At 69.7% G+C, this 20,712-nt stretch carries 20 protein-coding genes; 12 read left to right on the forward strand and 8 right to left on the reverse strand.

What is annotated here, in order from left to right; genetic code table 11:
- Positions 1-354: a DUF4229 domain-containing protein gene (locus ABIC47_RS10875; protein WP_354480298.1), complete on the reverse strand. Its 354-nt coding sequence runs from the start codon at positions 352-354 to the stop codon at positions 1-3.
- A 42-nt stretch (positions 355-396) separates the two neighbouring features.
- On the opposite strand from ABIC47_RS10875, the gene ABIC47_RS10880 reads away from it, so the two are divergent.
- The 4 genes from ABIC47_RS10880 (at position 397) to ABIC47_RS10895 (ending at position 3,611) form a co-directional block, all read left to right on the forward strand.
- Entirely contained in the window at positions 397-753 is a 357-nt protein-coding gene (locus ABIC47_RS10880) for a PLD nuclease N-terminal domain-containing protein (RefSeq protein WP_020076048.1), read from the forward strand.
- On the forward strand, positions 746-2,566 hold the full coding sequence (menD, locus tag ABIC47_RS10885; protein ID WP_354480301.1) for a 2-succinyl-5-enolpyruvyl-6-hydroxy-3-cyclohexene-1-carboxylic-acid synthase: 1,821 nt from the start codon (positions 746-748) through the stop codon (positions 2,564-2,566). The genes ABIC47_RS10880 and menD overlap by 8 nt, the downstream gene beginning before the upstream one ends.
- Positions 2,567-2,614: 48 nt before the next feature.
- Positions 2,615-2,941: a nuclear transport factor 2 family protein gene (locus ABIC47_RS10890; protein WP_354480303.1), complete on the forward strand. Its 327-nt coding sequence runs from the start codon at positions 2,615-2,617 to the stop codon at positions 2,939-2,941.
- A gap of 109 nt (positions 2,942-3,050) precedes the next feature.
- A complete protein-coding gene (locus ABIC47_RS10895) occupies positions 3,051-3,611 on the forward strand; it encodes an acyl-CoA thioesterase (protein ID WP_018189210.1) in 561 nt (186 codons plus the stop codon).
- Positions 3,612-3,633: 22 nt separating this feature from the next.
- Here the strand turns inward: ABIC47_RS10895 and ABIC47_RS10900 are convergent, their stop codons facing one another.
- The gene (locus ABIC47_RS10900; protein ID WP_354480306.1) at positions 3,634-5,004 is read right to left on the reverse strand and encodes an FAD-binding oxidoreductase; all 1,371 of its coding nucleotides are present in this window, start codon (positions 5,002-5,004) and stop codon (positions 3,634-3,636) included.
- 86 nt (positions 5,005-5,090) lie between these two features.
- Here ABIC47_RS10900 and ABIC47_RS10905 point away from each other — a divergent pair, with 86 nt between their 5' ends.
- Positions 5,091-6,074: a DNA-3-methyladenine glycosylase family protein gene (locus ABIC47_RS10905; protein ID WP_354480309.1), complete on the forward strand. Its 984-nt coding sequence runs from the start codon at positions 5,091-5,093 to the stop codon at positions 6,072-6,074.
- A gap of 10 nt (positions 6,075-6,084) precedes the next feature.
- Here the strand turns inward: ABIC47_RS10905 and ABIC47_RS10910 are convergent, their stop codons facing one another.
- Both ABIC47_RS10910 and ABIC47_RS10915 read right to left on the reverse strand, forming a co-directional pair.
- Positions 6,085-6,636 carry an SRPBCC domain-containing protein gene (locus tag ABIC47_RS10910; RefSeq protein WP_018189213.1) on the reverse strand — a complete coding sequence of 184 codons (552 nt, stop codon included), beginning with the start codon at positions 6,634-6,636 and terminating at the stop codon, positions 6,085-6,087.
- 85 nt (positions 6,637-6,721) lie between these two features.
- On the reverse strand, positions 6,722-8,311 hold the full coding sequence (locus tag ABIC47_RS10915; RefSeq protein WP_354480311.1) for a phytoene desaturase family protein: 1,590 nt from the start codon (positions 8,309-8,311) through the stop codon (positions 6,722-6,724).
- 94 nt (positions 8,312-8,405) lie between these two features.
- Here ABIC47_RS10915 and ABIC47_RS10920 point away from each other — a divergent pair, with 94 nt between their 5' ends.
- Both ABIC47_RS10920 and ABIC47_RS10925 read left to right on the forward strand, forming a co-directional pair.
- Positions 8,406-12,092 (forward strand): proline dehydrogenase family protein, encoded by a 3,687-nt coding sequence (locus tag ABIC47_RS10920; protein ID WP_354480314.1) that lies wholly within the window; start codon positions 8,406-8,408, stop codon positions 12,090-12,092.
- Between the two features lie 51 nt (positions 12,093-12,143).
- A complete protein-coding gene (locus tag ABIC47_RS10925) occupies positions 12,144-12,977 on the forward strand; it encodes an aldo/keto reductase (RefSeq protein WP_354480317.1) in 834 nt (277 codons plus the stop codon).
- A gap of 32 nt (positions 12,978-13,009) precedes the next feature.
- Here the strand turns inward: ABIC47_RS10925 and ABIC47_RS10930 are convergent, their stop codons facing one another.
- The 4 genes from ABIC47_RS10930 to ABIC47_RS10945 all read right to left on the reverse strand — a co-directional run bounded on the left by ABIC47_RS10930 (position 13,010) and on the right by ABIC47_RS10945 (position 16,179).
- Positions 13,010-14,434, reverse strand: a complete 1,425-nt coding sequence (locus ABIC47_RS10930; RefSeq protein WP_354480319.1) for a sensor histidine kinase — start codon at positions 14,432-14,434, stop codon at positions 13,010-13,012.
- A complete protein-coding gene (locus ABIC47_RS10935) occupies positions 14,431-15,177 on the reverse strand; it encodes a response regulator transcription factor (protein WP_354480321.1) in 747 nt (248 codons plus the stop codon). The genes ABIC47_RS10930 and ABIC47_RS10935 overlap by 4 nt, the downstream gene beginning before the upstream one ends.
- Positions 15,178-15,265: 88 nt before the next feature.
- Complete coding sequence (locus ABIC47_RS10940; protein ID WP_354480324.1) at positions 15,266-15,691, reverse strand: SRPBCC family protein; 426 nt, start codon at positions 15,689-15,691, stop codon at positions 15,266-15,268.
- A gap of 50 nt (positions 15,692-15,741) precedes the next feature.
- Positions 15,742-16,179, reverse strand: a complete 438-nt coding sequence (locus ABIC47_RS10945) for an Lrp/AsnC family transcriptional regulator (protein ID WP_018189220.1) — start codon at positions 16,177-16,179, stop codon at positions 15,742-15,744.
- A gap of 139 nt (positions 16,180-16,318) precedes the next feature.
- Between ABIC47_RS10945 and ABIC47_RS10950 the strand changes: the two genes are divergently transcribed.
- From ABIC47_RS10950 to ABIC47_RS10970, 5 genes are all read left to right on the forward strand, one after another.
- Positions 16,319-17,803, forward strand: a complete 1,485-nt coding sequence (locus ABIC47_RS10950) for a peptide MFS transporter (RefSeq protein WP_502910237.1) — start codon at positions 16,319-16,321, stop codon at positions 17,801-17,803.
- A gap of 31 nt (positions 17,804-17,834) precedes the next feature.
- Positions 17,835-18,494 carry an MOSC domain-containing protein gene (locus ABIC47_RS10955; RefSeq protein WP_354480331.1) on the forward strand — a complete coding sequence of 220 codons (660 nt, stop codon included), beginning with the start codon at positions 17,835-17,837 and terminating at the stop codon, positions 18,492-18,494.
- Positions 18,495-18,540: 46 nt separating this feature from the next.
- Positions 18,541-18,996 carry a VOC family protein gene (locus ABIC47_RS10960; protein ID WP_354480334.1) on the forward strand — a complete coding sequence of 152 codons (456 nt, stop codon included), beginning with the start codon at positions 18,541-18,543 and terminating at the stop codon, positions 18,994-18,996.
- Positions 18,997-19,009: 13 nt separating this feature from the next.
- The gene (locus tag ABIC47_RS10965) at positions 19,010-19,720 is read left to right on the forward strand and encodes a winged helix-turn-helix transcriptional regulator (protein WP_354480337.1); all 711 of its coding nucleotides are present in this window, start codon (positions 19,010-19,012) and stop codon (positions 19,718-19,720) included.
- Positions 19,721-19,784: 64 nt separating this feature from the next.
- Positions 19,785-20,690, forward strand: a complete 906-nt coding sequence (locus tag ABIC47_RS10970) for a LysR family transcriptional regulator (protein ID WP_089879759.1) — start codon at positions 19,785-19,787, stop codon at positions 20,688-20,690.
- Positions 20,691-20,712 lie beyond the last annotated feature (22 nt).

Genomic DNA, 20,712 nt, shown 5'->3' on the forward strand with positions numbered 1-20,712 from the left:
TCAGTCCCGCTTGCGCTCCTGCGGCTCGGCGGTGGCGTTGTCGACCGTGGCCTCGTCGGCCTCAGCGTTGTCGACCGCCGCGTTGTCGACCGCCGCGTTGTCGACCGCCGCGTCCTCGACGTCGTCGTCCTCCGACCGCACCGGCTTCTCGCGGTGACGGACCGCATACAGATCGGACGACACCGCGTTGCGCGGACGGCTCAGGAAGATGTACGAGAGGCACAGTCCGATCAGCGCGGCCGCGATGACGGCGAGCCACCAGACGATGCCCACCAGAAGCAGGATCACGAGCGGCACCGCGAACACCAGAAGGCGCAGCACGGTGTAGGTGATCCAAGAGGGAATCCGCTTCACCCTCCCAGCTTAGAGAGCGTCTCTGAGAGTTACGATTGACCCATGGTTCGCCTCTGGATAGCCCTCGGCGTCGCAGCCGTGGTGTTCTACATCTATTCGGTGGCAGACTGCGCCCTGTTCGACCGTTCTCGTGTGCGTGGCCTTCCGAAGCCCGTGTGGCTGCTCGTCATCATCCTGTTCCCGGTCATCGGCGGGATCCTCTGGTTCCTGATAGGCCGGGGCCGTCGGAAGGCGGACCTCGCGCGTCGCGTGAGCGCACCGGACGACGACCCCGAATTCCTGGGCAAGCTCCGGATGGACCACGACCAGGAGGAGCGCATCCGGCAGCTCGAGAAGGAGCTCGCCGAGCTGGACGACAACGGTCCCGACAACGATCAGACCGGCCGCCGGGATGGGTGACCGCCCGCACGCGGGCGACGTCACCTCGGTCGGCACGAGTCCGGTCGATCCGGGCATGAGCGCCGTCAGCGGCAGCGCGGTCACCGGGAATCCGGCGACGGACTTCTCGCTGGCGCTTCTGAGCGCCCTCGTACGAAACGGTGTGCGTGACCTGGTCGTGAGCCCGGGTTCCCGGTCGCAGGCGCTCGCGCTCGCCGCGGCCGAGCTCGAGCGATCCGGCTCCGCGCGGCTGCACGTGCGCATCGACGAGCGCTCCGGCGGCTTCCTCGCCCTGGGGCTGGCCCGCGAGACCGGTGCGCCCGCCGTGGTCGTCACCACGAGCGGCACCGCCACCGCGAACCTGCACCCGGCCGTCCTCGAAGCGCACGAGGCCGGCATCCCGCTGGTCATCGTCACGGGTGATCGACCGGAGGAGCTCCGCGGCATCCGCTCGAACCAGACCACGCAGCAGGACGGTCTCTACGCATCCGCTGTCCACTGGTCGGACGATGTGGACGCGCCGACGGGTGAGCCAGGAGAGGCCGATCGCGCGTCCGCCCTTGGTGCAGCGGCGGTCCGCGCAGCAGTCGGCGCCGACACCGCGGATCCCGGGCCGGTCCACCTGAACGTCGCGTTCCGCGAACCGCTCTCCGTGGCCGTCCCGCCGCTGCCCGAACCGATCGCGGGCACGCTGCCCGTGACCGCCGGGCCGGACGCGCTCGGACGCGAGGTCGTCTCGGTCGGGGGCGGACCGAAGACCGTCGTCGTCGCGGGCGCCGACGCGGGGCCGATGGCCGAGGAATTCGCCCGCGACGGCGGGTTCCCGCTCCTGGCCGAGGTCTCCAGCGGCGCCCACTTCGGACCGAACCTCGTCGTGTCGTACCGGGAGCTGCTGAGCGACGACACGTTCGGCGGTGCCGTCGAGCGGGCGATCGTGTTCGGGCATCCCACGCTCAGCAGGGAAGTGCCGGCGTTGCTCACCCGTGACGATGTGGAGGTCGTCGTCGTCGCTCCCACCGGGGCGCAGGCGTACAACCCCGGGCACCGGGCGCGCATCGTCGGCGGGGTCCGGGCCGCCGAGACGATCGACGTCCGCTCGCCAGAGGTCAGGGGATGGGTCGGCCGGTGGGTGTTCGCCAGCCGGCGCATCGCCGAGCTCGCGGAACGCGAAGCGGACCCCGCCGCGGTCGCACCGGATGTGGAGAAGGCCCGCTCGTTCAATCCGGCCGACGCCCTCGCCTTCGCCTCCGCCGAACTCGCGGCCATCAGGGCTCCGATCACGCGCGCACTGCTCGCGGAGGCGGTCTGGCGCTACACCTGGCCGCACGACCGGCTGGTACTCGGCGCATCCCGCCTCATCCGGGACGTGGACCGCATCGTGCCGGGCAAGAAGATCGTCGTGCACGCCAACCGCGGGCTCGCCGGCATCGACGGAACCATCGCCACGGCGACCGGGATCGCGCTCGCGAGCCAGACAGCGGCACGCGCGGCCGGCACCCCGAGCGGAGTCACCCGTGTTCTGCTGGGTGACCTGGCACTGCTGCACGACGTCGGTTCACTGCTCTTTGGCGCGGGGGAGACACGCCCGCACCTGCAGGTCATCGTGGGCAACGACGGCGGCGGCACGATCTTCGACGGGCTGGAGGTCGCCGCCACCGCCAGCTCCGACGCCTTCGACCGCGTCCTCTACACGCCCCAGGCGGTCGACATCTCGGCGCTCGCGAAAGCCTATGGCTGGCACCACGCCGTCGCCCGCACCAAGGGCGAGCTCGACCAGGCGCTCTCCGCACCGCCGGCGGGCACGAGCATCGTGGAGGTTCCGCTGCCGCGCTGAACGTGCTGAGATTCTGCTCGGACCCACCGACGAAGACAGGAGACAGCCATGGCGCAGGACGGACTGCCCGAACCCATCCAGCGGTTCATCGACACGACCAACGAGGGCGATTCCGCCGCGTTCGTCGACACTTTCACCGACGACGCCTACCTGAACGACTGGGGTCGGGAGTTCCATGGCCACGCCGGTGTGCGGAGCTGGGACAGCACCGACAACATCGGCGTGAAGTCGCACTTCGAGCTCGTCGACGCCCACGAAGGCTCGCCCGGCACCTGGATCGTCACCCTGACGGTGACGGGCAACGGATTCAACGGGACGGGCCCGATGGAGTTCCAGCTGCGGGACGGTTGCATCGCCAGCCTTCGCATCAGCTGATCTCATCCCGTCGATGTGATGCGGAGCGCACAAGCCGCATCCACCCCGGCCGACCGGTGCTTGGAGACATCGCACAACGAATGCGCCGTTGCGGTGGCGGATCACTAACATGATCGCCGTGCACATGATCTTTCGGACGATGCTTCACGCGATCATCTCCCGATTCGGAGCGCGGCTCGGCCACTGGGATGTGGCGCGCACGAAGTTCCGCGTCCTGCCGACGGACCTCGACATCCTGAAGCACATGAACAACGGCGTGTACCTGTCCATCGCCGACATCGGCCGCTTCGACCTGTTGATGCGCAATGGCGTCTGGGCCATCTTCAAGAAGCGCGGCTGGTACCCGGTCGTCGCGTCGGAGACCATCTCCTTCCGCAAGTCGCTGGAGCTGTGGCAGCCGTTCGTCGTCGAGTCGCGCATCCTCGGCTTCGACGAGAAGGCCGTCTACGTCGAGCAGAGGTTCACCGTCGACGGCGAGATCTACACGCAGGCGTTCATCCGCGGGCGCTTCCTCAAGCGCGGCGGCGGCATCGTCACGATCGACGAACTGCTGGAGGCCGTCGGCCCGTCGCCGACCGATGTCACCGTCCCCGAGTGGCTGCGTGCCTGGGGAGCGGATGCGGCCCTCCCGTCGACGCGCGTCGAGGCGCCGAGCATCTGGAGCGAGTGACGCCCGCGGACCGGGCCGCCGGTCAGGCCGGCCCGAACGCGAAGACGCGGTCGGGATCCCACTGACGACGGACGACCTCGAGCCGTTCCGAGATCACCGGCGGCCACACCCTCTCGAACGCAGCACGGTCTGAAAGGTCGCCCGCGAAGTTGACGTTGGTGATCGCGGAGACCGTGTCCTGCAACGCCTCGGCGATCGCCTGGGCACGGGCGGGTGCGGCGTCGGCGAAACTCGACGGATCGCCCGCGATCAGGCTGAGCGTGTAGCCGCTGTCCCGGCCGCCGACCGAGCTGCCGTCCTCCGTGTCGCGTGCGGTCGCTCCGCCCAGTTGGCGGATCTCGGTCGCGACGAATGGCGATCCGGACCCCGGCCCAGCGAGTTCGAGGATCACGTCGGCCGAGTCCTGGTCGAAGGAGTCGAGCATGAGTCCACGGATCCAGGTCGGACCGCCCTCCTCGGGATCGCTGTGGATGCTCGCAACGGCGGTGGTCGGCATCTCGGCCACGAAGTCGAGGGAGACCGGGGCCGCCGCCCGGATGGGAGCGAAGAGCCGCTCGCCCTCGGCCGGATCACCCGGGTAGGCGAACCGGACGCTGAGGAGTGTGCGGCCGCGCAGGAAGGGAGGCGGTCCGTCCACGTCCGGCACGTTGAGAAGCACCACCGAGGTGGTCGCCTCGTCCGGCAGCTCCGCCGACCAGTCGACCCAGGCGCGCAACGCCGGCTCGATGGCCCCGCCTTCGAAGAACACGCTGCCGCCGTAGAGCGAGCGCAGCTCCACCAGCTCCAGGGTCATCTCGGTGACGATGGCCAGCCCGCCCTTGCCACCACGGAGCGCCCAGAAGAGGTCTGGATTCGTCTCGCGGTCGGCGGTGACCAGCTCGCCGTCCGCGGTGACGACACGGAACCCGCGCACCCAGTCGCTGGTGAAGCCGTAGCGGCGGACGAGCGGTCCGACCCCGCCGCCCAGGGTGTAGCCGACCGCACCGACGCTGGTCGACGAGCCGGTGACCGGAGCCAGTCCGTGCTCGGCCGCGGCGACGATCACCGGCGCCCAGTGCAGGCCTGCGCCGATGCGGGCCAGCCGGGACGCGGGGTCGATGGAGAGCCCGTCGAGGCCGCGCGTCGAGACGATCATGCCCCCGACGATCGGTGCCTCCGCGCCGTGGCCGGTCGCCTGTACGCGCACCGGGACTCCGGCTTCCCGGGCGAAGCGCACAGCCTCCGCGACGTCGTCCTCGGATTCGACAGCGACCACGATGTCCGGATCGTGGCGGATCGCCGGGTTGAAGCAGGCGACCTCCGCCGCGAGGCCCTCGTCGCCTCGGACGTAGACGGTGCCGCTGATGGCGTCGCGCAGGCGCGCGACAGCGTTCGTGTCGAGTTCGATTCCCATGGGGGAAATGTAGGGGAGGCCACCGACATGAGGGAACCCCATCTTCGTGACGGGTCGGTGTCAGGTGCGTGACGTAGCATTCGAGCATGTCCGCCGTCCTGCCCTCCGCTCCCGCGTCAGCGGCGGGTGCGGCGGCGCGCGCCGCGGCATCGGCGCCGGACGCCGAGACGGTGTACCGGCCGGCCGGGACGCTCGATCTCTCGGGGACGCTCGCGCCGCTCGGTCGTGGTCCGTACGACCCCACCACGACGTGGGACCTGCGGGGGATGTGGCGCACCTGGCGTACGCCGATGGGCGCGGCGACTCTGCGCATCCATCGGGTGTCCGGCGGCGACGTCTCGGCCGCCGCGTGGGGGCCGGGAGCGGAATGGGCGATCGATGCCGTTCCGAGCCTGCTCGGCCGGGACGACGACTGGTCGGGGCTCGACGTCGCGCGTCATCCCCTGCTCCGCGACAGCCTGCACCGCAATCCGGGTCTGCGGCTGGCGCGGACCGGCCGGATGCTGGAGGCGCTCATCCCCGCCATCATCGAGCAGCGCGTGACCAGCATCGAGGCCTACCGTTCGTGGTCACGGCTCCTCCGCTGGTACGGCGAGCCCGCACCGGGTCCTGCTCCGGAGGGGATGCGTGTCACGCCGACACTCGAGCAGTGGCGCGGCATCCCGTCGTGGGAGTGGCACCGCGCAGGTGTCGATCCTCGCCGGGCGCGAGCAGTGCAGGCGGTGCTCGCCGTGGCGCCGTCCCTCGAACGTGCGACCGACAGGGCGTCGACCCTCGCCGAGGCGGAGACGGTGCTGCAGACCATCCCCGGCGTCGGCCTGTGGACGGCGGCGGAGACGCTTCAGCGCTCTCACGGCCACCCCGATCTGGTCAGCGTCGGCGATTACCACCTCGCGCACCAGGTCGGTGAAGCGCTCATCGGCCGACGGGTCGACGACGACGGGATGCTCGAACTGCTTGAGCCCTGGGCCGGTCATCGGCAGCGCGTCGTGCGCCTGATCTTCGCGAGCGGCTTCCGCTTCCAGCGGCGCGGCCCGCGCGTGACGCTGCAGGAGCACCGCTGGCACTGAACAGCTGAGGTCAGCCGGTCGTTCCCGCCCGCGCGGCGGTGTGCTCCGACCGCAGGTCGCGGTCGAGTTCGCGGCACAACGTCCGGTAGTGATCGGTCATCGCGGGGCTGTAGCTGCTCCACTCGGGAAGCGGCTTGTGATCGTGCGCGGCCACCAGACGGTCGAGGTAGTAGTCCCAGCGGGGCCCGGAGTCCGCCTCCTCCACGAGCGACCGCAACCGTCGGCCGAGGGTGACCGTGGTGTGGCCACTCGCCTCGCGAAGATGCACGAACATCCGGTGGGATGCGCCCGCTCCTCCGACGTCCGCGTGGAGCCGGTGCGGCGCCGAGCACTCCATCACGGAGACGTCCTGCCACTCGGCGTCGTCGCCGTCGGCGGTCAGACGGAACTTGACCGCCCCGGTCGACCCGGTGCCTTTGTATTCGCCCAGCCATTCCGCGAGCCGCGGGGAGCGGCTGAAGAAGGTCCACACCTCCTCGATGGGCGCTTTGAACATCCGGTCGAGGACGAGGTAGACCCCGTCGTCCTTGCGGACCAGTCTTCCTGTCGGCTGCGGCATCATGATGACCTCCGTCGGCTCAGCCTCTGGTGATCCACACACTAGTCACGCACGCCCGGAATCGGCAGAGGGCGGCTTGCGAGTGCTCTCAGCCTTCGAGCACCGCCATCGCCGCGTTGTGTCCGCCGAGTCCGCTCACCGCGCCACCACGCCGCGCGCCGGACCCGCACATCAGGATGCGCGCATGCCGCGTCGCGACGCCCCAGCGCTCGGCCGGGGTGTCGAGGGTGTCGTCGTCCTCGGCGAACGGCCAGGAGAGGGGGCCGTGGAAGATGTTGCCGCCCGGCATGTTGAGCGCCTGCTCGAGGTCGCGCGTGGTCTTCGTCTCGATGCACGGGTTGCCGTCCGCGTCGGTCAGCAGGAGGTCTTCGACCGGCTCGGCCAGGACCGAGTTGAGGGAGGCGAGCACCGCATCCTGAAGCCGCTGCCGGGTGGCGTCGTTGTTCTCGTCCGTGAGCCAACGGTCGGGCGTGTGTAGCCCGAACACCGTGATGGTCTGGGCGCCGGTCTCGGCGAGCTCCGGGTCGAGGATGCTCGGGTCGGCCAGGGTGTGGCAGTAGATCTCGCAGGGGAGGAGGTCGGGCATCACTCCGCGGGTCATGCCCGAGTAGGCCTCCTCGAGCTGTGTGTAGGTCTCGTTGATGTGAAAGGTCCCGCCGAACGCCGCCTTCGGGTCGATCGCCTCGTCGCGCAGTCGCGGGAGGCGCTTCAGGAGCAGGTTGACCTTCACCTGGGCGCCCTCGGCCTTCGGAGCGGCCGGCTCTGCGGTCTCGCCCAGCAGCCGGTCGAGGACGCCGGGGGCGACGTTGGCGAGCACGTGGCGCCCGACCACCCGTCGCTCGTGGCCGTTGCGCCGGTACTCGACGGTCCCCTCCGGATCGATCCTCGTCACCTCCGCGCCGGTCACGATGCGGGCGCCGGCCTCACGCGCGACACGGGCGAGCTCGCCGGTGACGGCGCCCATCCCGCCGACCGGGACATCCCACTCGCCCGTCCCCTGGCCGATGACGTGATAGAGGAAGCACCGGTTCTGCGCGAGTTCCAGATCGCCGAGGCTGGCGAAGGTGCCGATGAGCGCGTCGGTCGCGACGACCCCGCGCACCAGGTCGCTCTGGAGGCGGGATTCGATGAACTCGCCGATGGGCCGCTCGATGATCGCCTGCCACAGCTCGTCGTCGCCGACCAGCGCCCGCGCCTCCGTTCGCGTCAGGAGGGGCTCGGTCACGGTCGGCCAGAGTGCGCGGGCCAGCTCGCCGGTGCTCTCGTAGACGCCGTCGAAGGCGTCCGCGTCGTCGGCCGCGCCGATTCGGGCGAAGGATGCCGCGGTCGCCGTCGCGTCCGTGTTGTCGATCAGCAGTCCCGCGCCGTCGGGGTCGCCGGGAACCGGCGTGTACGACGAGTAGCGGCGGCGGGCCAGGCGGATGTGGAGGCCGAGGTCGTCGATGATGCGCTGCGGCAGCAGGCTGACCAGATAGGAGTAGCGCGAGAGGCGCGCTTCGACGCCCGCGAACGCCTGCGCGCTGACCGCGGCGCCGCCCACCTCGTCCAGCCGTTCGAGCAGGATGACGGACTTGCCGGCGCGCGCGAGGTACGCCGCCGCGGTGAGGCCGTTGTGCCCGCCTCCGACGATCACGATGTCGTGCGTCGCGGCGGTGGACGAGGGGGAGCGGTCGGTCATGGAATCGACTCTAGCCGCGGTGGATAACCGTCAGTTCTCCACATCTTCAGGTCGCTTCCGGGGCCGCCCAGCGCCGGGTAATAGTGTCGTCATCATGGTCGACACAACGGATGGCGCCGAGGCGCGCCCGGCGACGATCGCTCACGAGGCGGTCGAGCTGGTGCAGCGCTGGCTCGCCGAGAGCGCGCGTGGGGACGACGGCACCGCGCCCCGCCAGGATCCCGCCGCCGAGAGACTCGCGGGGGTGCTCAGCGACCCGCACGGTCTCGACTTCGCCGTGGGCTTCGTCGACGGCGTGGCTCGACCGCAAGACCTGTTCGTCGCCGGCTACAACCTGCAGCGGGTGGCCAAGCGCATCCCTGCCTTCCTGCCGTGGTACATGCGGTTCGCGATCTGGCTGGGCGGCGTTTTCGGTCCGGTCCTTCCCTGGGTGGTGATCCCGATCGCCCGCCGCGTGCTGCGGCGGATGGTGGGGCACCTCGTGGTCGATGCGACACCCGAGAAGCTGGGGCCCGCGATCGCGCGGCTCCGGTCGCCCGACGACCCCGACGGCCATGGCGCGCGGCTCAACCTGAACCTGCTCGGGGAGGCGGTGCTCGGCGAGAAGGAGGCGCTTCGGCGGCTTGAGGGGACCCGGACCCTTCTCGCCCGGGACGACGTGGACTACGTCTCCATCAAGGTGTCCTCGATCGCGTCGCAGCTGTCGATGTGGGCGTTCGACGAGACGGTCGAGCGCGTGGTGGAACGGCTCAGCCCTCTGTACGAGTTCGCCGCGGCGTCGCCGACCCCGAAGTTCATCAACCTCGATATGGAGGAGTACCGCGACCTCGATCTGACGATGGCGGTCTTCACCAGCATCCTCAGCAAGCCGCAGCTGCTCGGGCTCGAGGCGGGCATCGTGCTGCAGGCGTACCTGCCGGACGCTCTGGACGCGCTGCAGACGCTGACCGAGTGGTCGACCCAGCGGCGCGCGCAGGGTGGAGCGCCGATCAAGATCCGGGTCGTCAAGGGAGCGAACCTCGCGATGGAGCGCGTGGATGCAACGATCCACGGCTGGCCGCTCGCCACGTACGGCACGAAGCAGTCGACCGACGCGAACTACAAGCGGGTGCTCGACTGGGCTCTGACTCCGGAACACACGGATGCCGTCAAGATCGGCATCGCGGGGCACAACCTCTTCGACATCGCGTACGCCTGGCTGCTCGCACAGAAGCGGGGAGTCACTGCCCGGATCGACTTCGAGATGCTGCTCGGAATGGCGACCGCCCAGGCGGAGGCGGTCAAGCGCACGGTGGGTGAGCTCCTTCTGTACACCCCGGTCGTCGACCCCCGAGAGTTCGACGTGGCGATCTCGTACCTGATCCGCCGTCTGGAAGAGAACGCCAGTCCCGAGAACTTCATGTCGGCCGTGTTCCAGCTCGGCTCCGACCCGGAGCTGTTCGAGCGTGAGAAGCAGCGCTTCCTCGCGTCCGTCGCCGAGTTCGAGAGCGACTCCGGGCCGCGCGGTACTGCGCCGGTCCCGAACCGGCAGCAGGATCGCGCGCGCGAGTGGGAAGAAGCGTCGGCGCCGTCCTTCACGCGTCCTCCGGCACCGCCCGCGCCCGCCGCGCCCGTGACGCCCGAAGAGCAGGGGCTCACGAGCGTGGTGCTGGGACTGACCCGAGGGTCGGGCGGCATCGAGCTGACTCCGCCGGACGAGGCTGCGGCGCCCGGCACTGCCGCCGCGGTGGTCCCGTCGGCTGAGGCCGACGACTTCCGGAATGCGCCGGACACCGACCCGTCCCGCGCGGCGAACCGCGCGTGGGGCAAGCGTATCCTCGCCCGCTCCGCCACCTCGTCCCTCGGCGCGGAGACCATCGCCGGTGCGGCCGTCCGGGACGCGGGACGTCTCGACGCCATCCTCGGAATGATCGCCGAGGCCGGTCGGGAGTGGGGTGCGCGTTCCGGCCACGACCGCGCAGCGATCCTCGACCGCGCCGGGCATGCTCTCGAGGCCAACCGAGATCGCCTGATCGAGGTGATGGCGGCCGAGACCGGCAAGACCATCGCGGAAGCGGACCCGGAGGTCAGCGAAGCGGCCGACTTCGCCCACTACTACGCCACCCGCGCCCGGGAGCTGGACGCGGTACAGGGCGCGCAGTTCGTCCCGAGTGCCCTGACCGTTGTGGCTCCGCCGTGGAACTTCCCCGTCGCCATCCCCGCCGGGTCGGTGCTGGCCGCGCTCGCCGCTGGGAGCGGTGTGATCATCAAGCCGGCTCCCCAGGCCCGGCGGTCCGCTGCAGTGATGGTGGAGGCGCTCTGGGAGTCCGGCATCCCTCGGCACCTGCTCGCCTTGGTCGACGTCGCCGAGAACGAGCTCGGCCAGCAGCTGATCGCCGACCGCCGGGTCGACCGGGTCATCCTCACCGGTTCGTACGAGACGGCGAAGCTGTTCCGATCCTGGCGTCCGGATCTGCCGCTCCTCGCCGAGACCAGCGGCAAGAACGCCATCATCGTGACTCCGAGCGCCGACTACGACCTCGCTGTCTCCGACATCGTCAAGAGCGCCTTCGGCCATGCCGGTCAGAAGTGCTCCGCCGCGAGCCTCGTCATCCTGGTCGGCTCGGTCGCCAAGTCCGAACGCTTCCGCAACCAGCTCGTGGATGCGGTGGTCAGCCTGCGGGTCGGCTACCCGCAGGATGCGGCCAGCCAGATGGGTCCGCTCATCGAGCCGGCGTCGGGCAAGCTGCTCCACGCGCTCACGACTCTGGGCGCCGAGGAGGAGTGGCTCGTCGAACCGCGCCGCCTCGACGACACCGGGCGGCTCTGGACCCCCGGAGTGCGCACCGGCGTCCAGCCCGGCTCGTACTTCCACCTGACGGAGTTCTTCGGGCCGGTACTGGGCATCATGACCGCGCGTGACCTGGACGAGGCGATCCGCTATCAGAACGCCGTCGAGTACGGGCTCACCGCCGGGCTGCACTCTCTCGACCGGGACGAGCTCGTGCACTGGCTCGACACTGTCGAGGCAGGCAACCTGTACGTGAACCGCGGAATCACCGGTGCCATCGTGCGCCGACAGCCGTTCGGTGGGTGGAAGCGGTCCTCCGTCGGAGCCGGAACCAAGGCCGGAGGACCCAACTATCTGCTCGGGCTCGGGAGCTGGATCCCCGAGGCCGGGCACTCGAGCTCGAGCCTGCACCTCCGGGGTTTGGAGACCCGGGTCTCCGACCTCATCGAGTCCGGGCAGTCATCGATGGATTATCCGTCGTTCGACCTCGTCCGGCGGTCCGCCCTGAGTGACGCCATCGCCGTCGCGACCGAATACCACCGGGTGAAGGACGTCTCGGGGCTCGGCGTCGAACGCAACCTCTTCCGGTACCGGCCGGTGCCCGTAGCCATCCGGCTCTCCGAGGGCAGCTCGCTGCCCGAACTGCTCCGCGTGATGGCGGCCGGGACGGTGGCACGCTCGCCGTTCTCGGTCAGCACTCCGGTGAAGCTGCCGCGGGGGATGCACGCGCTTCTGCGCGAGCGGGAGATCGAGGTCGTGGTCGAGTCCGACGCTCACTGGCTGTCCCGAATCCGGGCGCACCGCGTCCCGGCCCATCGCATCCGACTCATCGGTGGGGATCCGGTAGCGCTCGCGACGGCTCTGGGCGGCAGCCCCGACGTCGCGGTCTACAGCGGACCGGTCACGCCGTCCGGGAGGGTCGAGGTGCTCACGTTCCTCCACGAGCAGGCCATCTCGATCACGAACCACCGCTTCGGCAACCCGACGCACCTGTCGGACGACATCCTCTGACCCATCCCCGACCGCACCCCCGAGTGGAAGGCAGCGCGTACTGTGACCGACATGACCCCTTCGATTCCCGCTCTGCCTCTCGCCGGTGGCGGCAGCATCCCGCAACTCGGTCTGGGCACGTGGCCGCTGGACGACGCCGAGGTCGAAAAGGCGATCGTCGCCGCCGCCGAGATCGGCTACCGGCACGTCGACACGGCGGTCAAGTACGCCAACGAGGTCGGCGTCGGGCGAGGGCTCGCACGGAGCGGCCTCGCTCGCGAGGACTGGTTCGTCACGACCAAGCTGGACGGCACCTATCAGGGCGATGACCGGGCCGTGGCCGGCCTCGACGACAGCCTGGCACGTCTCGGGCTCGACTACGTCGACCTGCTGCTCATCCACTGGCCGCTGCCGCAACGCGACCAGTACGTCTCAACGTGGCAGACCTTCATCCGCCTGCGCGACGCCGGCAAGGCGCGCGCCATCGGCGTCTCGAACTTCAAGCCGGCGCACATCGACCGCCTGATCGCCGAGACGGGCGTCACGCCGGCGGTGAACCAGATCCAGCTCAGCCCCGCCATCCCGCGCCGCGAACAGCGCGCCTACGACAGTGAGCACGGCATCGTCACCGAATCGTGGAGCCCGATCGGCGGAACGGGCGACCTTCTCGCCGAGCCGGCGCTCACCCGGCTCGCCGAGAAGCACGGCCGGACTCCCGGCCAGATCGTGCTCCGCTGGCATGTGCAGAACGGGCTCGTCGCCATCCCGAAGTCGCGCAACCCAGAGCGCATGGCCGAGAACCTGTCGGTGTTCGACTTCGAGCTCGATTCGGACGACCTGAGCGCGCTCGACACCCTCGACGAAGGCCCCGACGCGGGCGTGGACTCGGACCGGTCCGGCCACTGACGTCGGGACGCTGACGGTCGGGCCGCCGACCGTCAGTCGCGGCGCAGGGGCAGGATCACCGTCACCGTGAGCCCGTTGGGCTCGGCGTTCGCGAGCCGGACGCGTCCGCCGGCTGCATCCGCCAACGCGCCAACGATCGCGAGCCCCAGCCCGCCACCCGACTGACCCGTACGGGACCCGTCGGCGCGTGTGAAGCGGTCCAGGGCGACGGGGATGAACTCCTCCGGCATCCCCGGGCCGGAATCCCGGACCGTCAGCACCACCGACTCGCTGCCGTCCGTGCCGTCCGCGAGCGACAGCGCGGCAACGACGGTCGCCTCAGGGCGGTCTTCGCCACAGGATCGGATGGCGATGATCGCGTTCGCCAGCAGGTTGTCGAGGATGCGCCCGAAATCGGTGGGGGACAGGGCGATGCGTGCTTCCGGGTCGGGTCGCTGTCGGGGGTCGTACTCGAAGTCGACCGAGATGCCGGCGGCTTCGTCCTCGCTGCTCACCAGCAGGCGCGCCCGGTCGATCGCGTCCGTCAGCTCGTCCACCAGGGTCCGCCAGTCGATCCGACCGCTCGACGGGCCGGCCTCGATCCGCGACAGCTCCAGCAGGTTGTTCGCGAGGGCCGCCAGGCGGATCGCCGTCGCGTGGGAGGCCCGGATGTCGGTCAGCAGGGCGTTCGGATCCCCCGCATCCAGCTCGGCCAGCTCCAGCTGCCCGCGCAGCACGGCCAGCGGCGTGCGCAGCTCATGGCTGGCGTCGGACACCATCTGACGCTCTCGTTCCGCCGACGCACGGAGGCGCAGGATCAGATCGTTGAGCGTCGTCGCGAGCTCCGACAACTCGTCCTGGGCCGGCCCGACCGTCAACAGGGCCGCCTCCTGCGGGGTCGAGCCGGCGATGCGATCCGCCTGCTCCCGCATCCGGCTCACCGGCCGCAGCGCCGCCCGCGCGAGCAGCCACGACGCCGCGCCGAACGCGAGGATCAGCACACCGGCGCCCGCGAGCAGGGCTGCCGTCAGCCGGTCGAGGATGAGCGCGGTCGTCTCGTCGTTCCGCGCGGCGACGACGTGCATCACGCCGTCCGACGTGGTGACGCTGCGCGAGAGGACGAGATAGTGGTCGTCGCCCACCTGCACCTCGCGCGGCTCACGGCCCTGATCGATCAGCCGCCCGATGCGGTCCTCGAGCCCCTGCGGCATGGTCGACGCGAGGATGGTGCCGTCCTCGGCGACGATCGCGAGCTCCTGGCCGCCGCCCGGCAGGTCGAACGGACCCGTCGGCTTCGACGGCAGCGACTCCACCGGCGCTGCGACGTCATTACTCAGGAGAGTGACTGTCGCGTTGTGGAGGATGGACGACACCCCGACACGGATGATGAAGACGGCGACCAGACCGAACAGCGCCGCGACGATCAGACTGCCGATCGTGATGCGCGCCGTGATCGAGAGGCGCCGCAGCCGATTCACGAGGTGGATGCGGTGTCGTGGCTACTCGGGACGTGGTCGCCGCCCGGCGTCGGGCGCTTGGTGTCGACCGCATTGCGGGCATCGAGACGGTAGCCGCGGCCCCGCTCGGTGACGATGTTCAGTCCGGCGCCCGCCGCATCCAGCTTCTTCCGGAGGTACGAGACGTACTGGTCGATGACGTTGGTGCCGATGTTCTCGGTGGTGCCCCACACCGACTCGAGGATGTCGGAGCGCGACAGCGTCTTGTCCGGGTTGGTGGCGAAGAGGCGCAAGAGGGTGAACTCCCGGCGGCTCAACGGCATCTCGTGCCCGGCGACCAGTGCCTGGTGCTCGTGCGAGTCGATCGTCAGGCGTCCGACGCTCACCTGAGGCCGCATCCCCGTGGGCTCGCGGCGCAGCAGGGCGCGGACCCGGGCCGCGAGCTCGGCGAACGCGAACGGCTTCGTCAGGTAGTCGTCCGCTCCCGAGTCGAGGCCGTGGACGCGGTCCTCGATTGCATCGCGCGCCGTCAGCAGGAGGATGGGCATCGGGTTCGACGCCTCACGGATGTGACGGCACAGCTCGAAGCCGCTCATGCCGGGCAGCATCACGTCGATCGCCGCAGCGGAGAACGTGTCGCCGCGCAGGGCGATGAGCGCGTCGACGCCATTGGTGACCAGGGTGACGTCGTAGCCCTCGGCCGCCAGACCGCGCTGGACGAGGCCTCCCATGTCGGGATCGTCTTCGACAACGAGCAGTTTCATGCGCCCATCGTGCCACTGTTCCCCGTGCCGGTGCTCGGATCGTGCCCTCGCGCCGGGTCGGCGCGCTGAACGTTCTCGCAGGAGACGGTCAGCCGCGCTCGACGACCGACTTCATGCTGTCGAGCACCATGCGCCAGTTGCCGCTCGATCGCTCGGCCTCCGCGTCGTCGGCGCAGCCGTCCTGCGTGATCGTCACGACAGTGCCGTCGCCGTCGTCGGCGAGGAGGTACGAGACGGTCTGATAGCTCTCAGGGATGTCCGGCTTCCCGCTCAGCGGACTGTAATAGCTGGTGACGAGGCGCTCGCCGGGGACGATCTCCAGGATGGTGCCCTTGTCCTCGTAGGGCTTGCCTTCCCACTCGCCGCGATAGACGATCGTGCTGCCCGCCTTCCAATCGGTCGAGACGCGGCTGCCGAAGAGGTAGCGGGCGATCGTGTCCGGGTCGGTCAGGGCCGCCCAGAGGCGGTCGCGGGACGCGTCGATGCGGATGTCTGCGCGTGCTGTCGTACTCATGCCGCCAGTCTCATCCCTTCGGGCGGCGGGGTCTTGAAGTTTCGCGACGCTCAGGCGTTGCCGCGGTTGATGAGGCGCGACAGCACGATGGCGCTGCGCGTGTGATCGACGTTCGGGGCGAGCCGTACCTTCTCGAGCGCGGCCTCCAGGCTCGGGATGTCGCGCGAGCGGATGTGGACGATGGCGTCGGCGCTTCCGGTCACCGTGCCCGCGTCGACGACTTCGGGCACGGCGGAGAGGATGCGCAGCAACTCCTCCGGCGACACGGTGCCCCGGCAGAACAGTTCGACGTAGGCCTCCGTGCTCATCCCGTCGATCGCGGGATCGACCTGGATGGTGAACCCGCGGATCACGCCATCGGCCACCAGGCGGTCCACGCGGCGCTTCACGGCTGAGGCCGAGAGCCCGACGACGGAACCGATGTCGCCGTATCCCGCCCGGGCGTTCTGACGGAGCAGGTCGAGGATGCTGCGATCGAGATTGTCCACGGGCCGAGCATATGGTGAATCGTTGCGTGAAAGCCAGGGAAGTGACCGTTTTGTGCGTCCGTTTGCACAATGGTGGCGCCGCGTAAGTTATCCACCGGTCCTCGACCGGGCGTTCACCCGGGCGATCGGCGGTGGGAGCATGGTCGCCATGAGCAGAACGGACACCGCACCAGCGCGACGCGACGACGACAGCAGCCACGGCTTCTTCGGTCAGCCGCGCGCGCTCGCCAACATCTTCGGCGTCGAGATGTGGGAGCGGTTCTCCTTCTACGGCATGCAGGGCATCCTGCTCATCTACCTGTACTACTCGGCCGAACGCGGCGGCCTCGGCATCGACGAGGCGACGGCCACCGGTGTGGTCGGTGCCTATGGCGGCGCCGTCTACCTCTCTACGATCCTCGGCGCCTGGCTCGCCGACCGGCTGTTCGGGTCGGAACGGGTGCTGTTCTGGAGCGCCGTCGTCATCATGGCCGGCCACATCTCGCTTGCCGTCATTCCCGGTGTTGCCGGCGTGCTCGTGGGCCTTCTGTTCGTCGCCCTGGGAAGCGGCGGCCTGAAGGCGAACGCCACCCGGATCGTCGGGACGCTGTACTCGGAGAAAGACCCGCGGCGCGATGCCGGATTCTCGCTCTTCTATCTCGGCATCAACCTGGGCGCCTTCTTCGGACCCCTCCTCACCGGACTGCTGCAGTCGACGCTCGGCTTCCACTGGGGCTTCGCGCTCGCCGCGGTCGGCATGGCGATCGGGCTCATCCAGTACTCGCTCGGCCGGAAGCGGCTCCCCGACCAGGCGCGGCAGGTGCCGCATCCTCTCGAACGCTCGCGGTACCCGCTGATGATCGGCATCGGGGTTGCCGGGCTCGTCGTGATCGTCGTTCTGGTGCTCACCGGGCTCATCAACGCATCCAATCTCGCGCTGTGGGTGATCGCCGTGACCGTCGTGGCTGCCATCGCCTACTTCGCCGTCATCCTGACGTCGAAGCTCCTGAACGCCGAGGAGCGCAGCCGGCTCTTCGCCTTCATCCCGCTGTTCATCACCAATGCGGCGTTCTGGACGCTCTACCAGCAGCAGTTCACGGTGGTCACCATCTACTCCGACAAGCGCCTGGACCGGAATCTCTTCGGCTGGGAGTTCCCGGTCTCGTGGGTGCAGTCCATCAACCCGATCTTCATCATCGTGCTCTCGGGCGTCTTCGCGGCGATCTGGACGAAGTGGGGGGAGAAGCAACCGTCGACGCCGATCAAGTTCGCCGCGGGGACGGTCCTCATGGGACTCGCCTTCTTCCTGTTCCTGTTCTGGGCTGGTGGAGGGGAGCACAGCACGCCGCTGCTGGCCATGATCGGCATCCTCTTCGTCTTCACGGTCGCGGAGCTGCTGATCTCGCCTCCCGGGCTGTCCGTGACGACCAAGCTGGCGCCACGCTCGTTCCAGGCGCAGATGGTGGCGCTGTACTTCCTGTCCGTGGCCCTCGGGACGGCGATGGCCGGCCAGCTCGGCAAGCTCTTCACGACAGTGCCGGAAGGGATCTACTTCAGCATCATCGGCGGGATCGCGATCGGGATCGGGGTGCTCCTTGCCCTGCTCAGTCCGTGGGTGCTCAGGCTGATGCGCGGGGTGCGATGAGTCGGCGCACGGCTGCTGGAATACTGGGTCGATGGCAGAGATTCTCGCGGTGTGCCGCGTCGAACAGCTCCTTCACGACAGCGGGACGATCGGTGTCACGGCCATCGACAAGCGACCGGTGGACAGGCGGCTGCGGGTAAGACCGCTCGGGCTGCACGGCGACGTCCAGGCCGACCGGAAGCACCACGGTGGAGCGTCGAAGGCGCTGTACGCCTACGCCGACGAGGATGCACAGGAGTGGGCCTCGGAGCTCGGCCGCGACATCCCGCCCGGCCTGTTCGGCGAGAACCTCCGCACGGTGGGGATCGACGTGAACGCAGCCGAGATCGGGGAGCGCTGGCGGATCGGCGACGAACTCGTGGTCGGAGTCACCTGCCCGCGGGAGCCCTGCGCTGTGTTCCAGCGGCGCATGCGAGAGCCGCAGTGGGTCAAGCGCTTCACGGAGAGAGGCCGCCCCGGGGCGTACCTCTCCGTCGTGAAGTCGGGCAGCGTCGGGGCGGGCGACCGCGTCGAGGTGCTGTCCCGCCCCGGCCACGGGGTGACGATCGCCTCGTGGTTCACGGGAGCCGACAGCGCCCAGGCAGACGCTCTAGAGGCAGCGGAGGCGGACGGATCGATCACCCTGGTGCACGAGATACGGGAGGGCATCGACAAGCTGCGCTCGAGACGTTTACTTGTTCTTGACAAGTGAACTTGCAAAGAGCAAGCTAGTGCCACACCGACGACCGGAGGACACCATGACCACGAACATCTTCGTCAACTTCCCGACGAACGACCTCGAGCGCGCGAAGACCTTCTACGAGGCTCTCGGGTACACGATCAACCCCATGTTCACCGACGACAACGCGGCCTGCGTCGTCCTCAGCGACACCATCTACTTCATGGTGCAGACGCGCGAGTTCCTCGCCACCTTCACCGACAAGCAGATCATCGACCCGGCCACCCAGACCGGTGCGACCATCGCCCTCAGCCAGGACTCCCGCGAGGACGTCGACGCGATCGTCGCGCGCGGTCTCGAGGCGGGCGGCACGGAGCCGCGGCCGGCACAGGACTACGGGTTCATGTACTCGCGCGACCTGGAGGACCCGGACGGCAACAACCTGTCCTACCTCTACATGGCACCCGAGGCCGTCGAGAAGGGCCGGGAGGCGTACATGGCCGAGCACGGCGCCGAAGCTCCGGCGCAGGCCTGACACGGCATCCCGGATGGCGGCACGGGCGCCCCGCGGCTTCGGCCAGGCCGGAGGAGTGGCGCGCACGGTGGAGCGGGTCGGCGAACGGTGGGCGCTGCTCATCGTCCGCGACCTGCTCGCCGGCGCGCGCCGCTACAGCGACCTCAAGGCCGGCCTGCCGCGGATCCCGACCAACATCCTCAGCGATCGGCTCAAAGAACTGCAGCAGGCGGGCATCATCCGCCGCGTCCCGACCGTTCGCGGCGGGTACGAGCTGACACCGCTCGGCCGCCAGCTCGAGCCGGTCATCCTCGCGCTCGAACGCTGGGGCTGGGCCGCACCCGGCGAACCGGCGGAGGGTGAGGTGCTGACCGCCGATGCGCTGGCCGTGACGTTGCGGGCGGCGTTCCGCGGCGAGGTCGCGGCCGGGTTCCCGCCGACCGAGTACGTCATCCACACGGGGGAGACGTCCGTGAGCGCCGTCGTAGACGCAGGCACCCTCGACGTGATGGACGTCGGCCCCGACGCGCTCCCGCAGCCGCAGCGCCGGGTCGCGATCCCGCCGCCGGCGGACGTGCTGGAGTTCCGCGTCGAGCGCGAGCGCTTGAGTGAACTCCTCAGCGGGGACACTCCACCGCTCGATGTCGAGACCGGCGACCGCGGCCTCGTGGACCGTTTCCGCCGGACCTTCCGCTTCGACGCCGCGCCCGGCGAAGACGTGACCGCGGACGCCTCGGTCGCCTGACGCATCCCGGACCGGTATCGACGTCGCGTATCAGCGGCCCACGATTCAGCAGTACGATCGCACAATGGAATTGCGGCAGCTGGAGCACTTCGTCACCGTGGCCGAGGAACGCCACTTCACTCGCGCGGCAGAGCTGCTGCGCATATCGCAGTCGGGGTTGTCCGCGTCGATCCGCTCTCTCGAGCAGGAACTGGGCACCTCACTGTTCATCCGCAGCACCCGGCGAGTGGAGCTGACCGCTGCCGGTCAGGCGCTCCTGGCCGACTCCGTGCGCACCCTCGCGAGTGCCGCCGCGGCGCGCGATGCGGTCGCCGCCGTGCGGGGGCTCCTGCGCGGACGCCTGACCATCGGCGCGGAGCCGTGTCTCGGCTCGGTCGACCTTCCCGCCGAGCTCGCGGCGTTCCGGACCGCGAATCCCGGCGTCGAGGTGCGCCTGCGCTACTCGGGATCCGAGGAGCTGGTGGATGACGTGGCCGGCGGCCGCGCCGACGTCGCGCTGGTCGTCGACACGGGCCACACGCCGGCAGGCGTGCACCTGCGGCCGCTGAGCACGCAGCAGATGCTGGTGCTCTGCCACCCGGACCACCCCTTTGCCGCGGAGCAGAGCATCCCGCTCGACGCGCTGCGCGGGGAACCTCTGGTCGGCTTCCAGGAGGGCTGGGGCGCGCAGGCGCTGAGCCGGCGGGCGTTCGCCGCCTCCGGGTTCGACTATCGGGCGGCGATGGAGGTCAACGACGTGCATCCTCTGCTCGACCTCGTCGGGTACAACCTCGGCGTCGCGGTGGTTCCGGAGAGCTTCGCCCGCAAGCGTCCTGACGCCCTGCGGGCGGTCCGCCTTCAGGACGCTCCGGTCTGGACCGTCGCCGTGGCGGTCGCCGAGCAGCCGAGCCCCGCAGCCTCCGCGTTCCTCACGCAGCTCGACCCGGTCGCCCTGACCCCGGCTCCCGCCACCGCGGCCGCCGGCTCCTGAGTTTTTCCGCCAGAAACGGCGT

Source organism: Leifsonia sp. 563, from assembly GCF_040545055.1.
GTDB lineage: Bacteria > Actinomycetota > Actinomycetes > Actinomycetales > Microbacteriaceae > Leifsonia.